Source organism: Parashewanella tropica (genome assembly GCF_004358445.1).
Lineage (GTDB): Bacteria > Pseudomonadota > Gammaproteobacteria > Enterobacterales > Shewanellaceae > Parashewanella > Parashewanella tropica.
The window spans coordinates 842,488-862,017 of record NZ_CP037951.1 but is presented as its reverse complement, the minus strand read 5'-3'; the positions used below and the strand labels follow the sequence as shown (position 1 = coordinate 862,017).

Annotated in this window: 17 protein-coding genes; 12 read left to right on the top strand and 5 right to left on the bottom strand. The window is 38.6% G+C overall.

Annotated elements, in window-relative coordinates:
- The first annotated feature begins 390 nt into the window (after positions 1-390).
- From ahpC to E2H97_RS03550, 10 genes are all read left to right on the top strand, one after another.
- Complete coding sequence (ahpC, locus tag E2H97_RS03595; protein WP_133405865.1) at positions 391-960, top strand: alkyl hydroperoxide reductase subunit C; 570 nt, start codon at positions 391-393, stop codon at positions 958-960.
- An 80-nt stretch (positions 961-1,040) separates the two neighbouring features.
- Positions 1,041-2,600 carry an alkyl hydroperoxide reductase subunit F gene (ahpF, locus tag E2H97_RS03590; RefSeq protein ID WP_133405864.1) on the top strand — a complete coding sequence of 520 codons (1,560 nt, stop codon included), beginning with the start codon at positions 1,041-1,043 and terminating at the stop codon, positions 2,598-2,600.
- Between the two features lie 172 nt (positions 2,601-2,772).
- The gene (locus E2H97_RS03585; protein ID WP_133405863.1) at positions 2,773-3,321 is read left to right on the top strand and encodes a hypothetical protein; all 549 of its coding nucleotides are present in this window, start codon (positions 2,773-2,775) and stop codon (positions 3,319-3,321) included.
- Positions 3,322-3,929: 608 nt separating this feature from the next.
- Positions 3,930-5,444: an IS21 family transposase gene (gene istA / locus E2H97_RS03580; protein WP_133405862.1), complete on the top strand. Its 1,515-nt coding sequence runs from the start codon at positions 3,930-3,932 to the stop codon at positions 5,442-5,444.
- A complete protein-coding gene (locus E2H97_RS03575) occupies positions 5,434-6,171 on the top strand; it encodes an ATP-binding protein (RefSeq protein ID WP_133405861.1) in 738 nt (245 codons plus the stop codon). Before istA ends, E2H97_RS03575 begins: the two co-directional genes overlap by 11 nt.
- Positions 6,172-6,184: 13 nt before the next feature.
- Positions 6,185-6,673 (top strand): hypothetical protein, encoded by a 489-nt coding sequence (locus E2H97_RS03570; RefSeq protein ID WP_133405860.1) that lies wholly within the window; start codon positions 6,185-6,187, stop codon positions 6,671-6,673.
- On the top strand, positions 6,660-7,616 hold the full coding sequence (locus E2H97_RS03565; protein ID WP_133405859.1) for a tyrosine-type recombinase/integrase: 957 nt from the start codon (positions 6,660-6,662) through the stop codon (positions 7,614-7,616). The genes E2H97_RS03570 and E2H97_RS03565 overlap by 14 nt, the downstream gene beginning before the upstream one ends.
- A gap of 131 nt (positions 7,617-7,747) precedes the next feature.
- A complete protein-coding gene (locus E2H97_RS03560; RefSeq protein ID WP_133405858.1) occupies positions 7,748-10,738 on the top strand; it encodes a DEAD/DEAH box helicase in 2,991 nt (996 codons plus the stop codon).
- A gap of 76 nt (positions 10,739-10,814) precedes the next feature.
- A complete protein-coding gene (locus E2H97_RS18980; RefSeq protein WP_246029051.1) occupies positions 10,815-11,480 on the top strand; it encodes an RHS repeat-associated core domain-containing protein in 666 nt (221 codons plus the stop codon).
- 14 nt (positions 11,481-11,494) lie between these two features.
- Entirely contained in the window at positions 11,495-11,713 is a 219-nt protein-coding gene (locus tag E2H97_RS03550) for a hypothetical protein (protein ID WP_133405857.1), read from the top strand.
- 143 nt (positions 11,714-11,856) lie between these two features.
- Here E2H97_RS03550 and E2H97_RS18775 read toward each other — a convergent pair whose 3' ends face one another.
- Positions 11,857-12,033: a hypothetical protein gene (locus tag E2H97_RS18775; RefSeq protein WP_170308240.1), complete on the bottom strand. Its 177-nt coding sequence runs from the start codon at positions 12,031-12,033 to the stop codon at positions 11,857-11,859.
- Positions 12,034-12,476: 443 nt separating this feature from the next.
- On the opposite strand from E2H97_RS18775, the gene E2H97_RS03545 reads away from it, so the two are divergent.
- Positions 12,477-12,845, top strand: coding sequence for a hypothetical protein (locus E2H97_RS03545; RefSeq protein WP_133405856.1), 369 nt, complete (start codon positions 12,477-12,479; stop codon positions 12,843-12,845).
- 3 nt (positions 12,846-12,848) lie between these two features.
- On the opposite strand, the gene queG is transcribed toward E2H97_RS03545, so the two are convergent.
- From queG to E2H97_RS03525, 4 genes are all read right to left on the bottom strand, one after another.
- Positions 12,849-14,006: a tRNA epoxyqueuosine(34) reductase QueG gene (gene queG, locus E2H97_RS03540; RefSeq protein WP_133405855.1), complete on the bottom strand. Its 1,158-nt coding sequence runs from the start codon at positions 14,004-14,006 to the stop codon at positions 12,849-12,851.
- Positions 14,007-14,113: 107 nt separating this feature from the next.
- A complete protein-coding gene (locus E2H97_RS03535) occupies positions 14,114-15,802 on the bottom strand; it encodes an NAD-dependent malic enzyme (protein ID WP_133405854.1) in 1,689 nt (562 codons plus the stop codon).
- Between the two features lie 37 nt (positions 15,803-15,839).
- The gene (locus tag E2H97_RS03530) at positions 15,840-16,301 is read right to left on the bottom strand and encodes a YehS family protein (RefSeq protein WP_133405853.1); all 462 of its coding nucleotides are present in this window, start codon (positions 16,299-16,301) and stop codon (positions 15,840-15,842) included.
- Between the two features lie 230 nt (positions 16,302-16,531).
- Positions 16,532-17,809 carry an ankyrin repeat domain-containing protein gene (locus tag E2H97_RS03525; protein ID WP_133405852.1) on the bottom strand — a complete coding sequence of 426 codons (1,278 nt, stop codon included), beginning with the start codon at positions 17,807-17,809 and terminating at the stop codon, positions 16,532-16,534.
- Positions 17,810-17,957: 148 nt separating this feature from the next.
- Between E2H97_RS03525 and E2H97_RS03520 the strand changes: the two genes are divergently transcribed.
- Entirely contained in the window at positions 17,958-19,466 is a 1,509-nt protein-coding gene (locus tag E2H97_RS03520; RefSeq protein WP_133405851.1) for a S10 family peptidase, read from the top strand.
- Positions 19,467-19,530: the final 64 nt, after the last annotated feature.

Below are 19,530 nucleotides of genomic sequence, written 5' to 3'. Positions count from 1 at the left end.
ATAACGGTCTCCAAAACCGACGGTTGCGGGTTCGAGTCCTGCCACCCCTGCCAAATTCCAGAAAGCCTTGCCGCAATGCGAGGCTTTTGTCTTTCTAGCGTTTTATATTTCTCATTACTTTAATACTCACTGACTCTTTTCGAACAGAGTCTGAACAACTCTCACATAATCAGTACGATAAAATTTATCTAGCATAAAACCCCTTGGCTTCTCTAACTAGGACGTGCTACTTATTTTCTCCTCTTAATCGATTTTAAGAATCAACAATCTAAAATCTCGATTACAACAATCATTTTTATCCGTTATACAAGATAAATCAAAGCCTCTAATATTTGCTTCAACGACACGGCACTTCGCCAAATAATTTACTTATAAATTGGAGCCAACATTATGTCTCAATCTCTTATCAACACTAAACTAAAACCATTTGCAGCTACTGCTTTCCACAACGGTGAGTTTGTTGAGCTAACTGAACAAGATCTACTAGGCAAATGGTCTGTTGTTTTTTTCTACCCAGCTGACTTTACGTTCGTTTGCCCAACTGAGCTAGGTGATATGGCTGACCACTACGCTAAATTGCAAGATATGGGCGTTGAGGTATTCGCGGTATCGACTGATAAGCACTTCACTCACAAAGCATGGCATGACACTTCTGACACCATTAACAAAATCAAATTCCCAATGATTGGTGATCCAACGGGCGCGATTAGCCGCAACTTTGGTGTATTAGTTGAAGAAGACGGTGTTGCACTTCGCGGTACTTTTGTAGCGAACCCAGAAGGTGAAATCAAAATCGCTGAAATTCATGACTTAGGTATTGGTCGTAGCGCTCAAGAGCTTCTTCGTAAAATTCAAGCTGCACAATATGTTGCGACTCATGACGGTGAAGTTTGCCCAGCGGCATGGACTCCAGGTGAAGAAACACTTGCTCCTTCTCTAGATCTTGTTGGCAAAATCTAAGTTAGATTTCCATCTCACCCTTTTGGGGCACCAGCCTTAGTGCCCCACTTTTTCCCTCAGCATTTTTATAGGGCTTTGATATGTTAGATACCAATTTAAAAAACCAACTCTCCACTTATCTATCAAACTTGCGTCGCCCAATTGAGCTTCACGTCAGTGTTGATTCTTCGGCTACCGCAAAACAACTTAATGAAATGGCGAATGAAATAGCCAGTCTTTCAAGTTTGATCAGCCTTAAAGAAGTATCTGGCAAACGCGCTATAGAAATGACCGTTTACTCTCCTGAAACTCAAAGTCGAATGATCTTTGCTGGCATTCCAACAGGGCATGAATTTACGTCTTTAGTATTGGCGTTGCTTCACTCTGGTGGTCACCCAATAAAGCTAGATGAAGACATTATCGAGCAAGTTCGACAACTAGAAGGTACTTTCGAATTTGAAACCTTCGTCTCATTAAGCTGCCAAAACTGCCCTGATGTCATTCAAGCTTTGAATATGATGTCGTCTATCAACCCAAACATCACCAATGTGATGATCGATGGTGCGGTATACCAAGACGAAGTCGATAATCGCAATATTATGGCTGTACCGTCAGTATTCTTAAACGGTGAACCTTTCAGTCAAGGGCGCATTAGTCTCAAAGAAATATTAGCCAAACTCGATACAAATTCTGAGGCTAAAGCCGCAGAAAAAATTAATCAAAAAGATGAATTTGATGTGCTTGTTGTTGGCGGTGGTCCTGCTGGAGCAAGTGCTGCCATTTATGCCGCTCGCAAAGGATTAAAGACGGGTATCGTCGCCGACAAATTTGGCGGTCAAGTTAGTGAAACCGTTGGCATCGAAAACTTTATTTCAGTGAAAGCTACAGAAGGCCCTAAATTAGTAGCAAACCTAGAAGAGCACGTTAAAGATTATGACGTTGACATTATGCAAGATCAGCGAGCCAATAAACTGCTTACCGATAACGGTTTTACTCTTGAGCTTGAATCTGGTGCCAGCGTACAAAGCAAGACCGTTTTATTAGCCACGGGGGCTCGCTGGCGTGAAATGAATGTACCCGGAGAACAAGAATACCGAGGTAAAGGTGTAGCATATTGCCCTCATTGTGATGGTCCATTATTTAAAGGTAAACGTGTTGCGGTAATTGGCGGAGGAAACTCAGGTATTGAAGCCGCCATTGATTTAGCCGGTATTGTTGAGCATGTAACGGTGCTTGAGTTCGATTCAAAGCTTCGTGCCGATCAAGTACTGCAAAACAAAGCCAAGTCTATGGGCAACATCAACATTATTACCCAAGCACAAACCACTGAAGTGCTAGGGAATGGTACCAAAGTAGCGGGTCTAAACTATACGGACAGAGCCACAGGCGATGGCCATCATGTTGAGCTGGAAGGAGTTTTTGTTCAAATCGGTTTAGTGCCGAATACAGAGTGGTTAGATTCAATCGAACTTACAAATCGTGGTGAAGTCATTGTCGATAACCAAGGTCAGACTAATATTCCTGGTGTATTTGCTTGTGGCGATGTAACCAATAGCGCCTATAAACAAATTATTATTGCCATGGGCAGTGGTGCAACGGCTTCGTTAGGTGCTTTCGACTATCTGATTCGGCAGGTAGATGTTGATAATCAAGCCGCATAATAATCCCTGACTGATTAGCTTTGTTAGAAAACAGAGCTAATTGCCTTCTAATACTTACCAACAACCTTTATTTAACATATCAATTACTTATAGGTTAACTTTGCTTTAAGCTCATTGCCAAAGAACAGCTTTACTGCTAAACAATGTTTATCGAAAAAATTAAGGTAATGCAATGGCATGGTGTAAAGCAATCACTGATTGTCTATGGGCGGATCCATTAAAAGACGAAATATTAGAAGAGTACCTTCATCAGGTCGCCGAGAAAGGCAGACAACAAACTCATGACGACTTTATCTATCAAGGCTATCACTTTTGCATTGAATCTGTTGCAGTATTTTTACCTAAAAATATGGCAAGGGTTGAGTATAAAGTCGCAGGCCCATTTAATACAAAAGTTAATTTAGCGGGTAGACCTTTACTTCAAGAAAGGATGAGTACAGCTCCTTTTCTATACGTTAGACATGGAGAGGTTGTTGAAATTAAAGAATACACAACCAAAATAAATGACGAAAATAAACCTTTCTACCTCTTTTCTTTGGAACTACCGACTCGAATCTCATTATTTCACCACCAAGATGGAGAAAGTCATGCCACACTCAAAAGCCGCTTTCTTTTAGAGCAATTAAATGACCCTGTACATTGTTTGTATAGAGAAAAATTGACACAAATAGTAAATAATGCAAATTATCCAAACATTGACAAGGTTTATCAAAAACTGTGAACATATTATCAAAAGGTATGAACTTCTTTATCATTAAGTTTGACAGCCTAAGTTGATTTCGGGTTGGCTCAAGTAGCTTCAATTAACATCAAAGCCCCCCTTACTACAAACATTAAATCTAAATTAAAGCTGCTTAATAACTAACTGTTTTATTAATTAAAATTAATCTTATTGACTATTAATTCAGAAAAAAATATATATTAACATCGGGTGAATCTAAATCTCCCCTTAAAGTTCCTTAAAATTTTTTATTTTTTTTGAAAATTTTTTCTTGATATCTTTCAACAACTTATCTTTTTTTTCAAAAAAAAGTATTTTTTTTCTTCTTTTTCAAGAAAAAATAAAAACTATAACCACTTGGTTTTATTGATTTTTTACTGAAAGTTGTTTAATCCAACGTCATATTGCTTTTCAATGCTCACGACGGCTACCTTTGCCTTGGGCAGGGATTATATAGTGTGGCGTTCTATAAGTTGTACACTGGAATATGCAACTTAATGATAAATTGAAAGATGTTTGAATGGAGCTTTAACGTCAAAGTCAATTAGCTTAGGAGGATCTTCCTAGCGACTCTGCCTGAACGCTGAATATGAAATATAGGTGTTACTATGGCGATTCAACACTGCAGGCTACTCATTCAAAATTTATGTCTTAACTTAAGAAAGAAAGAGCCACTTCCGATTTCTTCTGTCATTAATAATTTAGCCAGTCTAAATACGGCAAAAAAATATCTACGAGTCATTCTAGAATCAAAACTCACATTCGAAAAAATCAGCGAGCTTAGCGATTCACAGCTCGTTGCTTTAGTTACGAAAAAACGCTCCGAAGCAAACGATAAGATTCTACCCGATTGGGATGTCTTCATTGAAAAAAATAAAAAATTATCCACCATTATTTTGATTGAAGAATATCAAAGGTTATATGGTGAACAGGCATATTCTGCGGCGCATATCTATCGACTGTATAGGAAAGAAAAAGCACGTCGAAAACAGAGTATGTTCCTAGACTATTATGCTGGAGAGCAAGCTCAAATCGATTTTGCAGGTGATACTCTTCATCTCGATAACAGAACAAAAATCTGTTTTTTTTGCGGCACCCTAAGTTTCTCTAATTATCGATTTCTTTATGCAACCAGAGATCAAACGACACAGTCATGGCTTGAGGCGATTCAAGCCATGATTCTGTTTTTTGGTGGCATACCTGAAACAATCATCGCTGATAATGATTCTGCCTTGGCTAAAAAAGCACGAACCAGTCATCAACCAGGTGAACTTAATAAATGTATTGCAGAAGTAAGCAATCTACTCGGTTGTTGCTTCAGTTTAACTCGGGTGAAGAAACCTAAAGACAAGCCCAAGGTAGAAAACTCGGTTAAATATTTGCAAAACAGAATTGTTGCATCACTTAAACAACACACTTATTTCACTAAAGATGAAGTTAATGCTGCTATAAGGCCTTTACTTGATGAGCTGAATAGCAAAAAACCTCAGAAGTGTGCCGATTCGCCCAAAAATATATTCAAGTCTGAAGAAAGCCCTGCATTAAAACCATTGCCAGTGCCTTTTCCCATGCTAGGTATAAAACAACCTCCTCGGAAGATAGGTTCCAATGCACTGATGCATTTCGACAGTAATCGATACTCCGTCCCTTATGAATACAGTAATAAAAAGGGTGTTGCTAAGGTGAATGCCGATATGGTTCAACTTTTTGTTGATGGACTTCATGTGGCGACTCATAAACGCTGCTATGAAAAGGGCAAAGTCATAATGAAAGATGAACACAAACGGCGCAATCATATTGCTGTGGAAGGCTATTCATATGAGATTGCACATGATAAGGCTAAGAATGTCGGTACATATGTAGTGCAAGTTATTGACGAATATTTCAGAGGTAAGAATAAGCACAACAAAGAAGCGAAACGCTATTCTGGATATCTTTTAAACCTACTCAATCAATATGACTGTACTGAATTAAATCAAGCTTGCAAATATCAACTAAGCTTTCAGCAAATTCAATTTGAAAAAATCAAAGCTTGTTTAAAAAATAAAACCTACCTTGATCAAGTGCCTAATATTCAGTCTTACCCTATTGAGCGTTTTGGAGGGATTTCTGATGAAAGCTAAAAAATATATTGAGCAATTACAGCTATTGAAGTTAGACGGAATAGCGGAATATTTCTCTAGTCAAGAATCATCAAGCTCTTTGGCAAAGGTGAGTATTCAAACTCACATGAAAAGAGCTATTGAGGCTCAAATACAGGCAAACACGCAAAAGAGCATTGTTCGCAAGTTAAAAATTGCCAACATCCCATACAAAAACACATTATTTGATGAGTTACCTCTCTCTGTAAAAAGACAAATAGATCTTATAGAGTTTAATCGATTGAAAGAATGTGACTGGGTAGATAGCAACAAAAATATAATATTTTCAGGCTATGAGGAGCGTGAGATTTGTAAGCTCGCGTCTATCATTGCAACATCTTCAGTTGAAGCAAACAAGTCATTATTAAGCTTTGAGCTCAGTGAATTGCTCTACAAAATAAAAGTGTTAAAACAATCTGGATGCACGGTAAATAGCTCTCAATATTTGAAGTTTATGAATTTACTTGCTAAGCAAGATGTTTTGTTTTTGAGGGGGATTGGTCACCACTCTTTAACACTAGAGCAGTATGAGGATTTGGATAATGTATTGCGGTTACGAGAAAAAAAAGGAGGGATGATTGTAACTAGTCCTCACCCTCTAAAAAAATGGAAGTCATTTTTTGGAGAACTACCAAGCTCATACTCAATCGTAGCGGCTTTTATGGGTAACTCATATTCATTTCATTTGAAGTCATCTTCTTTTGATTAGGGGAAATAGAAACATGTCTCTTAATCAAATACCTGAACATATAGTAAAAGCCTTAATTCAAAGATCACCTGATGAAGCTCATATTCAGTTGGCTTTCGAGTATTATCATCAACAATATCTAAAAAGTGACATTGCACAACAGTTTGTTTTGACTTCACCTTTGCTCAGTGAAGCACTTCGAGCAAATGTATTCATAGGTGTATGTGACCGTACGATGGGAAAACACATTGCCCCCAGAAGAAGCTTTGAAGGTGGTGCTATTCGAGGTTGCCTTCAACGCTATGGGATAGTAAGACCATCTGGACATGAACTGTTTAGAGGTTGTGTTATTTTTCCTGTAATGGATGACCATGAACAAATAATTTCAGCGGTAGGTTTTCGTTATAGGAAGCGAATACGTAGAAATGCCCCAACAGTGGTTCATTGGAATAAACCAACACCAGAAGCATATAAATGCATTGCTATGGCTACAGCTCGAGGCCTTATTTATGATAAAGCCTAAGACGTTGAGAATTTGGTGCTGTGTTCGCTACTATTTGGCGCTATGCCTTGCCAAAGGGCAAAGCAGTGAAACCGTGCGGAATAAACGTTCTGGCTTAAAAAAATTCTTTTTGTGGTGCTTAAACTTGAATGTTCATTTTGTAGATCAAATCACAATCGACTTAATGGATGATTATCTAGAGTATTTAAATAGCTATAGAAAAAAACTGGATCATCAACCGCTCAGTGATGCGCAAAAGCGAAGTTTGCTGACCTTTGTAAAAACGTTTATTCAGTATTTACACCGAAAAGGGATCATTGCGGAGAATACACTGGCAAGTATTGAACTACCAAGTCGCGGCTTCAAAGTACCTAAGGCGTTATATAGCGTTCAAGAAATTGAGTTGATCTTAGATCAAACATTACTTTTTCCGTTTAAAGGCTTTAGAGACCGAGCAATATTAGAGTTATTTTTTGCAACAGGTATGCGCCGTGGCGAGCTATCAAAGGTTAATCTTAATGATATATGGCTTGAAGAACAAAAAGTTAAGGTTCAAGGTAAAGGGAGAAGAGAACGCATATTGCCGTTGAAAGGTAGAGCCTTTGAATGGGTTGTATTTTATATAAGTAAAATAAGGCCTAAATTTGCACAAATAAACTCAGGTAATGCGTTATTTCTTTGTGAAAATGGAAAACGGATCTCGCCGAGTAAGTTAACGCATATGGTATCCCAATACATCAAACTAGCTGGAATTGAGCGTCCTGGTGCCTGTCATTTATTTCGCCATGCTGCTGCAACAGAAATGCTTGAAAATGATGCTAGCTTAAGACACATCCAAGAGTTTTTAGGGCATGCAAGTATTCTTACTACTCAAATTTATACCCATGTGAGTAAGGCTAAGCTGATATCTGTTTATATGGCAACACACCCATCGGCTCAAGAAAAAAGTGGGTTATTTGATTGACTGTGTAATTCTTTGTGAACATTTAATTTAATGAATAATAAGTTTTTGATTTATAACAATTGACGATGATATTTTATCTGAAAGAATAGGATGGAAACTCTCTCACATTGTTATGAAGGATTATACAAAAGTTGAATTTATTTATTGAAAAAAAAGTCGCTAAAAGCTTCATCCACTGGCAATCAATTGTTGATGATAATGTGTCTTACCAAGCCGTTAAGGAATCATGGTCTAAATCAAACTTCCTTTTTAAAGAAGAAATTATTGAAGATAATATTCAAGGTCTAAGACCTCCTCAAGTTGGAGCTATTCATGCCGCTCTAGGATATGAACGCTCTGACGATAAACAAGCCGCTACAATTGTTATGCCTACAGGCACAGGAAAAACCGAAACAATTTTGTCCATTGTTGTAGCGGGAAAGTTTCCAAGAACACTCGTAATCGTCCCTTCAGATGCTTTAAGAGAGCAGACAAGAGATAAGTTCGTTAAATTAGGATTGTTACGTACCCTTGGGTTGATAAGTGATGACGTAGAGAACCCACATGTTGCTGTTATTAAGCACGGTATTAAGAATACTGATGAATTAGATGAGATCCTGAAATCTAATGTAATTATTGCTACAGCCGCTTCTTTAGCACAGTTCGAAGAGCGATATATCAAGTCTTTAATAAACCAATGCAGTCATTTGATTGTTGATGAAGCTCATCACGTAACAGCTAAAACTTGGGCTAGAGTAAAATCAAACTTTGAGAGAAAGCCTGTATTTCAATTTACAGCGACCCCCTTTCGTACAGATAAGTCTCGAATAGATGGAAAAATTATTTTCAATTATCCATTAAAACAAGCTCAAGAAGATGGCTACTTTAAACTAATTGAGTTTCACTCAGTTCGTGAATTTGTAGAAGAAGATGCAGATAAAGTTATCGCCGAAAAGGCGATTGAACTTCTTAAGACTGACCTTAAAAATGGCCTAGATCATATTTTAATGGCACGAGCTGATACAATTTTTCATGCCAAAAAGGTTTTTAAGCTCTACGAAGGTGAAGCTGATTTAAAGCCTATTTTAATTACAAGTAAAGTCAAAAACAAAGAAGCTGTCTTGGAGTCTATCAAGAACAGAGAACATAGAATTATTGTTTGTGTTGGCATGTTGGGCGAAGGTTTTGACTTACCACAATTAAAAATTTCGGCGATACATGATATCCATAAAAGCATTAACGTCATGCTTCAATTTACAGGTCGTTTTACACGTACGACTAAAAATGTAGGTAATGCTAAATTTATTGCGAATATAGCTAATCCAAATGTTAATGAAAAACTAGAAGCTTTATATAGTGAAGATGCTGACTGGAATACTGTCATTAGCGATATCAGTGCAAATAAAATTCATAATGAGAAAGAGTACCAAGAGTTTAAAGCTGAATTTTCAACCCCGAGTAAGTTACTCGACTTAGGATTGAACCCAAGCATTAGTACAACTGTTTATAAAGTCGAAGAAGAAAAGTGGATTCCAGAGAACTTTCAAAAGCTCGAAAGTACAAGCTATAGGGTTTTCGACTCTGTTATAAATGATGAGCGAAATATGCTTATTTTCAGTGTTAAATCATACCTATCAGTGGGATGGGCTAGCTCTAAAGAGCTGTTTGATGAGCTATGGGATTTGTATATTGCTTTTTATGACAAAGAAACTGGGCTTCTCTATATTCATTCATCTGCAAAAGATGGATACGTTAAAAGGTTAGCCAATCTAATAGCTAAGAATGCGACTCAGCTAAAAGGTGAGTTAGTGTTCAGGACACTTGCTGGAATAAAAAGGCTTAAGCTTCAAAATGTCGGCCTAAATAAAAATAAAAAAGGTCTTCGATACTCAATGCATACAGGAACTGAAATTAATGATCAGATCCCAGATATTGAAGCAAACCGAGCAACAAAATCTAATATTTTTGGCAAGGGATTCGAAGGTGGAAAGCCTGTAAGCTTAGGCTGTTCATATAAAGGAAAAGTTTGGGCAATGGATAGTGACTCGTTAGAAAAATGGGTTGCATGGTGTAAACGTATCGGAGACAAACTTTTAGATGATAATATCAATACAAATGATGTATTGAAAACGGCTATGCAAACTGAGTCATTAAAAGAATTTCCAGATATCAGGGTATTATCAGTTGAATGGCCAATTGACTTGTTAAGGAAGAATGAGTCAAAAATAACAATCTCCTCTGGTAAGTGGAAAGCAAAGCTAATTGATTGCGAATTACTACTTTCAGAACAGCAATCAGGTGATAAGAAAACCTTAGATATTGATTTAGCTACACCTTCAGAGAAGAGTCAGATAACTATCACTATTGATAAATCTGAAGAAATGACTTTTGATTCTAAAGAGGATCTGGATATAACTATTGGTGAACAAACAGTTCAGCTTTCCGAATATTTTAATACTCACTCTCCAACATTATTTCTAGTCGATACATCCGTTATTGATAATGGCTTACGTTTCTATTCGAAGGGTGATTATGCATACTTATATGAAAAAGATAATGTTACAGCTTGGGACTGGGATGGAATTGATATTTCTGTTGAGTCTCAAACTGAGGCGAGGCTGGCTCATTCAATTCAATATCATACCATTAGACAAATTGAAGATGGCTATGATGTGATTTTTGACGATGATGGTTCCGGAGAAGTAGCGGATATTATTGGTATAAAAAACATCGATGATGAAGAGTTAATTATTGATTTATTCCACTGTAAGTATTGCAGTAAGAATAAAGGGGTGGCCAAACCAGGTTCTCGAGTTGATGATGTATACCAAGTTGCTGGTCAGGCAGAAAAAAGTGTTAAGTGGTTTAGCGATATAGATAAACTGTTACAACGATTGATGGAGCGTGAGCGTAGTAGATTGAGAAATCATCGAAGTACCAGAATAGATAAAGGTCGTTATGAAGACCTAATAAATTTATCGAAAGTGGCACGGTATGCAAAATTTAATTTAGGTATAAATATTGTACAGCCAGCGATATCGAAAGAAAAAATATCTGACGATCAGCTCGCAGTCCTTGGAGCAACCGCGACCTACATTGATGAAGTGAGTGGGGTAAAGTTAAAAGTGATTAGCAGTAAATAGGATGCTTAAAACCAATACACTGGAGAGCAATTTGAGAGTTATTTAGTGAATGCTCGGTGGATCGTAGTGCTAATAAATGTATATGCAGGCACGATACTATGATCCACTTATAGGTCGGTTTTACAGTAATGATCCTGTTGATACACTAGGTCATTTACACCGAGGTAATAACCCTGCGCATGGATTCAACCGATATGCATACGCCAATAATAACCCTTATAAGTATACAGACCCTGATGGTGAATTTATTCACCTTGCCGTTGGGTTTGCGGTAGGTTTTGCAGTTGAAGCTATTACTCAAGTTGCCTCTGGTCAGGAATTTGATGCTACTAAAGCTACTATCAGTGGAATAGCTGGAGCTGTTACTGGTGGTGTGTCAGCTATAACTAAATCCTCCTTGCAAGTTGGTGGTAAAGTTGTTGCTTCAACATTAGAAAAGGCTGCCGCAAATGTAACAAATGTTGCAACAGGAGCGGCAACCGCAGCAACCTCTAGCGCCGTAAATGATAGTTTATCTGGTTCTTCAATTGATACCATTTCAGACAACGCAGGAAAAGCCGCTGTAGGCAGTGTCATAGGTCCGGCAAAAGCAGTCGGTATGAATGTTAAAGCTGCTGTTGATGTTGGTGCTGGAGCCCTTGGTAAATCCGGTAGTAAAGTTGCAGATAAGCTAGGAGATGTTGCATCAGGAGTAGCATCAAATGCAGTTAATGAAGCTTGTAAAGGCACAGAAGCTTGTTAGATAGGAATGAGACTATGAACTCTAAAAATAAATCTCTTACCAAGGATACAATTAAATTTTCAATTCTTTTTGGATTGATAATGTTTTTACTTGTTTTATTGAAAATATTATTAAGTGGTAATATTCAAAACATGACCAGTTTAACTATTTTAAAAGGAAGTCTATTACTTGTTGGGGTTTCAATATCTTTTGGTTTTTTGGGGGCTTTATATGAAAGATATTATGGAGATTGAATAAAGTAATACTCATTTTTTATTAAAACCTAATTTGCCCCAACTCTATGGGGCATTTTTTTGAGTTGTTTAGTAAACAATAAATAACGGTATCTGCTTTTACGATAAGACAAGAAGCGCTTTAAGTATTATTCACTGAATACTCAGCCCCAAAGGAACCAATCTGTAACTACACAATATCGTTTATATGGAAGTAGTAGTCGGATTTTATCAATGTATTGCTTGAGTTCGGAATGATGGCATCCGAAATCTGTTTCGGCACCAAGTTTGTTGATGGTCTCCAATAAAGAAGCTAGTTGCTGATGATTGTTGGATTGCATTGAGTTGCACCTCTTTCAATAGTGAATTAGGGAGTATGCTTTTTCAGGGCATACAGCAACTCGATCTTAGAATAATTAGCTCTCTCTCAAACAGCAAACAAGTATTCGTTATAGCTCATAACAAACATCAATAATTCTCTCAATAAATACCTCTTCATTGATGAGCACAGTCCTGTTCGGTTTGTTCTACTCGTTTCTTACTGTTATTCAGTATCTATTATTCAAGCTTGCCAAGTTTAACAATTAACCTCATTTTACAACAAAGCTGAAAAATCAATTTAAATGAGAATGTGAGTCAAACCTAATGAGAATAAGGTCAAAGGGAATGATATTGCCTGTCAATAATGGTGCGAGTTTGCAATAACAAGAGTAATCATATTGCAGTTAAAAATAAGCAAGAAAAATATAAAAAAAGCGAACAAAGAAAAGTAGAGGAAAGCAGATTGAGAAACTCTCGAAGTTACACTGCAGAAACAATTAATATTAACGATCCATCCCCTTTACCCAATGTTGAGCGACCTGAAACTCAAACCCAAGTTCAAAGCGCGTCACAACAAAACAGTGCTGCTGCGCAGCAAATCGGAAGCACAAAGCACGGCTTATTAAAAGCAGGATGGACACTAACAACCAAATTGGCAGCATGGACTGTAAGGAAAATCAAAACAAGTCGAGCACGAACAATCAATGATATTTCTGCTGATTTTGTTTATGTAAATGTTCATTCAACTCAAGAAAATCAAAGCCCATCAGCTCAGCCATTGTCCTCTGAAATGGAGATATTTCAAGAAATAGAAGTTAGAAGGCGAAGATAAAAGTTAACGATCACGTGGTAATCCTTTTTCCACCGTCTTAATAATGCGAACTGTTTTACGATCAAGAGAAAATTCATTCTCACGCTTATTACTCTGTTGCTCAAGCGCCCAATCTATATGCTCTTGTACCATTTCATTCACATCTTCAGCATTCGACTTAGCTTCTAATACTTTAACAATTTCAGATGAATATGGTGCGTTACCCAGTGCAATCGCAATATTTCGAAGCCATAGTGAGTGACCAATTCTTCGAATGGCGCTCCCCTGCATTCGCGATAAGAACTCATCTTCCGTCCACAGAAATAAATTCACCAATTTAGGCAACTTAATAGCATCTCGAATATGAAAGTCCCATTCTTGGGTCAACTGTGACTCACTATTTACTGGACACACTAATTGGCAATCATCACAGCCATAAATGCGATTCCCCATTAATGGACGAAACTCTTCAGGAATCGAGCCTTGATGTTCGATAGTGAGATAAGAAATACAACGTCGACCATCTACCACATAAGGTTCAACAATGGCATTAGTCGGGCAGGATTTAATACAAGCCACGCATTTACCACACTCATTCTCAACAGGCGAATCAACGGGCAAAGGTAAATTAATTAATAGTTCGCCAAGAAAGAACCAACTTCCCGCATTTCGGCTTAATATTAACGAGTGTTTGCCTGTCCAGCCTATGCCAGCTTTATCAGCTAAAGGACGCTCTAATACAGGGGCAGAATCGACAAAGGGTCTGTATTCAGGAAGTTCTTCGCCAAGTTCTTGTAGATGCTCAGCAATTTTATCACCTAACTTTTTGATCCGGTTGCGCATCATTTTGTGATAATCGCGACCACCAGCATAACGAGAAATATAGCCTAGATTAGGATCTTTAAGGTTGGTGGCAAATCCGGCTTCAGGAGGTAGGTAATCCATGCGAACACTGATCACTCTTAGACATCCCGGCTGTAGCTCATGAGGTCTTGCTCGCATCATGCCGTGATTCGCCATATAGTGCATTTCACCGTGGTAGCCTTTGTCTAACCACTCTTGCAACTTAGGCTCTTCATCTGATAAATCAGTATCACAGATCCCGACATGAGCAAAACCAAGCTCTTTGCCCCACTGTTTTATATTGATGGCGAGTTGTTGTAATAGGTCAGATGAAAGCATGGATGATCAGATAATAAAAAACCGAACTTAATTTTATCATCAAGTTCGGTTTAATGCTTTGAGTTCAGTAACGCTATTGAATTATCGGTTACTAAAAACTGAGTACCTTAGAAAGAAGTACGCTTATAGCTACGGTATTCTGGCTTCCAGAAGCTCTTTTCGATACTTCTTAAAATGTGCTCATCGGTAATTGGACGAGCAACACCATCGTCGATCGCCGCTTTACCTACGGCAAAAGCAATCTTTTTACTGACTTCGTGAATGCTCTCAAGCGGTGGCAGCAATTGTCCTTCTCCGTCTATAGCCAATGGTGAACATTCCGCTAAAGCACGGCTAGATGCCATTAACATAGAATCGGTTACTCGCTTAGCTTTTACCGAAATTACACCAAGGCCAATGCCCGGGAAGATATAACTGTTATTACACTGGGCAATTTCAAAGGTTTTATCACCAATCACTACAGGATTAAACGGACTCCCAGTTGCCACTAACGCTTGACCGTTTGTCCAAGTAAGGATGTTCTGTGGCGTCGCTTCAACTCGGCTTGTTGGGTTCGATAGTGGGAACACGATCGGACGTTCACAATGTTGGTGCATGGTTTTGATCACTTCTTCGGTGAATAAACCAGGCGCACCAGACACACCAATGAGAACGGTAGGCTTAGCATTTTTGATCACTTCAATAAGAGAAAGGTTATCGCCTGCTTTCTCCCAGTTTTCAGTGGTATTCGCATCTTGAGCGAGCTTTTGCTGGAATGGCAACAAATTAGGCATGTTGTCTAGTAGCAAGCCCCAACGGTCAACCATAAATACGCGCGAACGCGCTTCTGCATCAGAAATGCCTTCTGCAACCATTTGCGCCACAATCGCCTCAGCAATACCACAACCCGCACTACCCGCGCCTAAGAAGGTAATACGTTGCTCGCTAAGCTGAGTTCCCGCCGCCTTACACGCCGCCAATAATGAACCAACTGTAACGGCTGCAGTGCCTTGAATGTCATCGTTAAAGCAGCAATATTTGTCTTTATAGCGCTCCAATAATGGCATTGCGTTCTTTTGAGCAAAGTCTTCGAACTGGATAAGGGCATCAGGCCAACGCTCTTTAACTGCTGACATAAAGTCTTCAATAAAGTTAGCGTATTCATCACCCGTAATTCTCGGATGACGCCAGCCCATATACATAGGATCATCTAACAGCTGTTGGTTGTCCGTTCCAACATCTAAAGTAATCGGCAAAGTATGCGCTGGAGAAATACCGCCACAACTGGTGTAAAGCGATAACTTACCAATTGGAATTCCCATGCCGCCAATACCTTGGTCACCCAAACCAAGAATACGTTCACCGTCAGTGATCACAATCACTTTCACTTTATGACGAGTAGAGTTATTTAAAATATCGCTTATGCGCTCACGGCTCGGATAAGAGATAAACAAACCACGATTTTTACGATAGTTTTTAGAAAAACGCTCACAAGCCAAGCCAACGGTTGGCGTATAGATGATAGGCATCATCTCAGTGATGTGATTTTGTACTAAGCGATAGAACAGCGTTTCATTGGTATCTTGAATGTTTCTTAAGAAGATATGCTTATTGAGATCACTATCAAAGCGACTGTACTGCTCGTAGGCTCGAGACGCTTGCTCTTCGATCGTTTCAATCGCTTGCGGCAACAAACCTTCAAGGTTGAAAGAAATACGTTCTTCTTCAGTAAATGCCGTGCCTTTATTGATCAAAGGCGCTTCTAAAATTGTTGGACCAGCGTATGGAAGATACAGCGGACGTTTTTTATCATCCATGGAATAGACCTTTAAATTTGGTTGTTATAAACGGGAATTACTTCCCTTGATACTTTAACGATAACCCTTTGATGAAGTTGCGTAACATCTGATCACCACAAGGTTTAAAATTCTTATGCTCTGGATTGCGGAAAATCGCACCCAACTCTGATTTACTTACTCTTAAATCAGCCAAAGCCAATACTTCAATAATATCTTGCTCTTTAAGCTCAAAGGCGACTCTTAACTTTTTGAAGATAAGATTGTTATTAAGCTTAGTCGGTTTTGGAAGCTCGCTACCTTCACGTAAGCCACGCTTTTCAATAATGAGCCCATCTAAAAATCGACATAACACCTTATCAATACAAGGTACAAACTGTTTATCATCTTCTTTTCTCAGTAGATGATGTAGTTCAACGTTCGTCATTGTTTGTTCTGTACGAGCAAAAATGGACAGCATCTTGGCGTCATCGTAATCCAAAACAAAGCGCAGTCGACGCAAAATATCATTGTTGTTCATGGTAAATCTGTCAGTGGGAGCAAATGAGGGGGCATTATATACTGAAAACTCTTCGTTAATGCTGCATTTTACTGGATAACTTATGCGTGATTTAAAAATAAATCTAAAATTGTCATGATAAATTGAAAAGAACCCATCTAGATATGGTCTTCTCATCAAACCCCGAATCTGTTTGATTCAAAATATATTATGAATAGTCGCTCTTCTCACAGCTTCTTGGCCAAAAAACATTACTTTTTTTTCAAAGTATTTATACGATCTTTTGCGGGCTTAAACTTAAAATGTTTCTCTTCTTCCTTTGCCATATCATAAGCGTCATCCCAGTCCCCTAAATCTTGTTCAAGATGTTTTTTGGATTCTTTGCCTTTTGAATCTTTATCAGCTTGTTCCCACTCTTGTAAAGTTTCCTCTGAAATATCAACAGGGTTAACTAAAGCCATTAGATCAGCTTTCCCCCTGACGTACTGATAATTCCTAGCTTTATCAACAGCTGAATCTCCAGAAGCGTCTCTTAACTTAGGATCTGCCCCAGCATCAATGAGTGCTTGTGCAATTTCGTAATCACCACGTTCGACTGCTTTTTGCAGAGGAAGGTTACCGTAATTATCCGCTTTCATAACATCTGCATCATGTGCTAGTAAAGCTTTTACGGCGCCTAAATTTCCATTTTCACAAGCCAACATTAAAGGTGGAGTTCGCCAATGATTCAGTTTGGTTACAAGCTGTTTATCACGGGATAAAAAGCTGTTCACGATTGATTCAGAGCTGCGCCTACAAGCTTTATGGAATACCAATTCAGTAGATTCATCCTTCATCCGTGTTGAAGCACCATGAGCTAATAACAACTCAACCATACGATCATCTCTTCTAGTAACCGCAACATCGATAGGGATGTTTCTTCTTGAATCCAAACGATTGGTCAAGGCACCATGTTTTAATAAAACTTCCGCACAATCATATTGACTGTGTTTTACGGCCATTAATAATGCATTTTCACCGGTATATCTGTCACGTCTATCGACACTGACCCCAGCTCGTAATGATTTTTCTAGTAAATCCAAATGACCATAGGTAGCAGCAGAGCAAAAGTCGTTAAATCGTTGATAATTGTTAAGCTCACTCACCATTTCTTTAAGCGTCATTTCAGCTTGCCCTTTAGCCCCCCATTTTTTGATAAAGCGTTGGGCTGCAGAAATTTCCTCCATTGGAATGTCAGTATTTCCAGCCTTTTCTTCTTTTGTTGCTGAAGCAAAACGATTCATAAATGCATGGTATTTTTCAGCAATAACCGCTGAAAACTTAGAGGAAACTTCACAAGAGTAATGTTGACCAGCATATGAAGGTGAAACTTGATAACCCACTGTTTCCCCAGTCTTAGAATCTTTAAAACTGACCGTTATGTTTGATTTAGCCCGTTCTATGGCATTAGCTAATTTGGTTAACTCTGCTGTGGATTTATACTCATCAACATTTATCTCAACTAGAGTAGATGCGTTTGAAGCTGCCATCTTTCACCTCGATTCCCACTTAACTCTACAAAGCATAGTTCAAGCACTAAACGACTGTTAATTAAGACCTGTTGATTTTTAGTTACAAAAGGGCTGTTTATTTTTTTCGTTAATTCAGTAAGCTGTTCGCAATCAATAGGAGATAAATATGTCTTTAGGAATAAAGCTGCGCAGTAAGCCATTGTTATTGGCTGCTTCAGTACTACTCATAAGCTCAAATGCAATTGCATCTAAAAAGCCAGAGCCCCCAATTGTAAAACCAGAAGTATCAACAACAACTCATAAAGTCGAAATTGCTGATGAAACCGTTCGCTATAAAGCCATTGCAGGCGGTACTTTGTTAAAAAATGATAAAGGTGAAGCAACCGCAAATATCTTTTCAACCACCTATCTACGTACCAACTCAGATAGTGATAAACCAAGACCTGTCACCTTTGTATTTAATGGCGGCCCAGGTTCTGCCTCGATTTGGTTACACCTTGGCATCTATGGGCCTAAGCGAGTTGTGGTTCCATCAAACGCTAAAGATGATGGTGCCGCCCCATATCAATTAGTGGATAACCAATATTCCTTATTGGACGTTACTGACTTAGTTTTCATCGATCCTGTCGGTACAGGCGTTAGCCATGCCGTTGGAAAATCTAAAGACAAAGATTTTTGGGGTGTGAAACAAGATGCCAAGTCCATTGCCCAATTTATTCGCCAGTGGTTAACTGAGCATAACCGTTGGAACTCTCCAAAGTATTTATCGGGTGAAAGTTACGGCACAGTTCGAGCGGCGGCGGTAACAAATGAACTCCAAGGTGGATGGACTGATGTATCTCTTAACGGCGTCATGCTTATCTCTTCTATTTTAGATTTAACCCACGCGCGCTATCAGCCAGGAAATAATCAACCATACATTGGTTTCTTACCGACCATGGCGGCTACGGCTTATTATCATGGAAAAGTTTCTGAAGCAGACAAAAATCTTGGCTTAGAAGGTTTTGTTGAAGCATCTCGTCACTTTGCACTAAATGATTATGCCCTTGCACTGTTACAAGGTAGCCGTTTATCAGACAATAAGCGTAAACAAACAATCAAAAAACTTGCGCGCTTTACAGGGCTAAAGCCTAGCTACCTTGATGCTGTGAATTTAAGAGTCAGTGCTCATCGATTTCAAAAAGAATTACTCAGAGATCAATATAAAACAGTTGGTCGTTTAGACAGTCGCTATATCGGTAAAGATTATGACTCTGGCGGTGAACGTATTGATGCCGATCCATCAGGTTATGGTATTGACGGTGCTTATACTGCAGCCATTAATCACTATTTAACTAATGACCTAAACGTCAAGTTAGACAGACAATTTCAAGTTCTATCTGGCAAGGTATTTGGTGGCTGGGATTGGCGCATGAGTGGTAATCGTTTGCATTTTGTTAACGTAGCACCTTATTTAAGCAAAGCCCAACGTGAAAACAGCGATTTTAAGCTATTTGTCGCTAATGGCTATTTTGATATGGCGACGCCCTTTTTTGCGACTGAGAATACCATTGCCGATAATGGCTTTGATGCTAGCCGAGTTGATATGAAATATTACCCAGCAGGACACATGATGTATGTTGAGGAGAACTCTCTGAAACAACTGTCGGATGATTTAAGAAGTTTTTATAAGTAACTGTCACAGGGCTGGTGACATTGAACATCAGCCTTTCTTTCCTCACTCTGTTTTTACTCTAATT

Bases quoted from the DNA above. Each gene is read 5' to 3' on its own strand.
- ahpC (WP_133405865.1), top strand. From the start codon at position 391: ATGTCTCAATCTCTTATCAACACTAAACTAAAACCATTTGCAGCTACT.
- ahpF (WP_133405864.1), top strand. From the start codon at position 1,041: ATGTTAGATACCAATTTAAAAAACCAACTCTCCACTTATCTATCAAAC.
- E2H97_RS03585 (WP_133405863.1), top strand. From the start codon at position 2,773: ATGGCATGGTGTAAAGCAATCACTGATTGTCTATGGGCGGATCCATTA.
- istA (WP_133405862.1), top strand. From the start codon at position 3,930: ATGGCGATTCAACACTGCAGGCTACTCATTCAAAATTTATGTCTTAAC.
- E2H97_RS03575 (WP_133405861.1), top strand. From the start codon at position 5,434: ATGAAAGCTAAAAAATATATTGAGCAATTACAGCTATTGAAGTTAGAC.
- E2H97_RS03570 (WP_133405860.1), top strand. From the start codon at position 6,185: ATGTCTCTTAATCAAATACCTGAACATATAGTAAAAGCCTTAATTCAA.
- E2H97_RS03565 (WP_133405859.1), top strand. From the start codon at position 6,660: ATGATAAAGCCTAAGACGTTGAGAATTTGGTGCTGTGTTCGCTACTAT.
- E2H97_RS18980 (WP_246029051.1), top strand. From the start codon at position 10,815: ATGTATATGCAGGCACGATACTATGATCCACTTATAGGTCGGTTTTAC.
- E2H97_RS03550 (WP_133405857.1), top strand. From the start codon at position 11,495: ATGAACTCTAAAAATAAATCTCTTACCAAGGATACAATTAAATTTTCA.
- E2H97_RS18775 (WP_170308240.1), bottom strand. From the start codon at position 12,033: ATGCAATCCAACAATCATCAGCAACTAGCTTCTTTATTGGAGACCATC.
- queG (WP_133405855.1), bottom strand. From the start codon at position 14,006: ATGCTTTCATCTGACCTATTACAACAACTCGCCATCAATATAAAACAG.
- E2H97_RS03535 (WP_133405854.1), bottom strand. From the start codon at position 15,802: ATGGATGATAAAAAACGTCCGCTGTATCTTCCATACGCTGGTCCAACA.
- E2H97_RS03530 (WP_133405853.1), bottom strand. From the start codon at position 16,301: ATGAACAACAATGATATTTTGCGTCGACTGCGCTTTGTTTTGGATTAC.
- E2H97_RS03525 (WP_133405852.1), bottom strand. From the start codon at position 17,809: ATGGCAGCTTCAAACGCATCTACTCTAGTTGAGATAAATGTTGATGAG.
- E2H97_RS03520 (WP_133405851.1), top strand. From the start codon at position 17,958: ATGTCTTTAGGAATAAAGCTGCGCAGTAAGCCATTGTTATTGGCTGCT.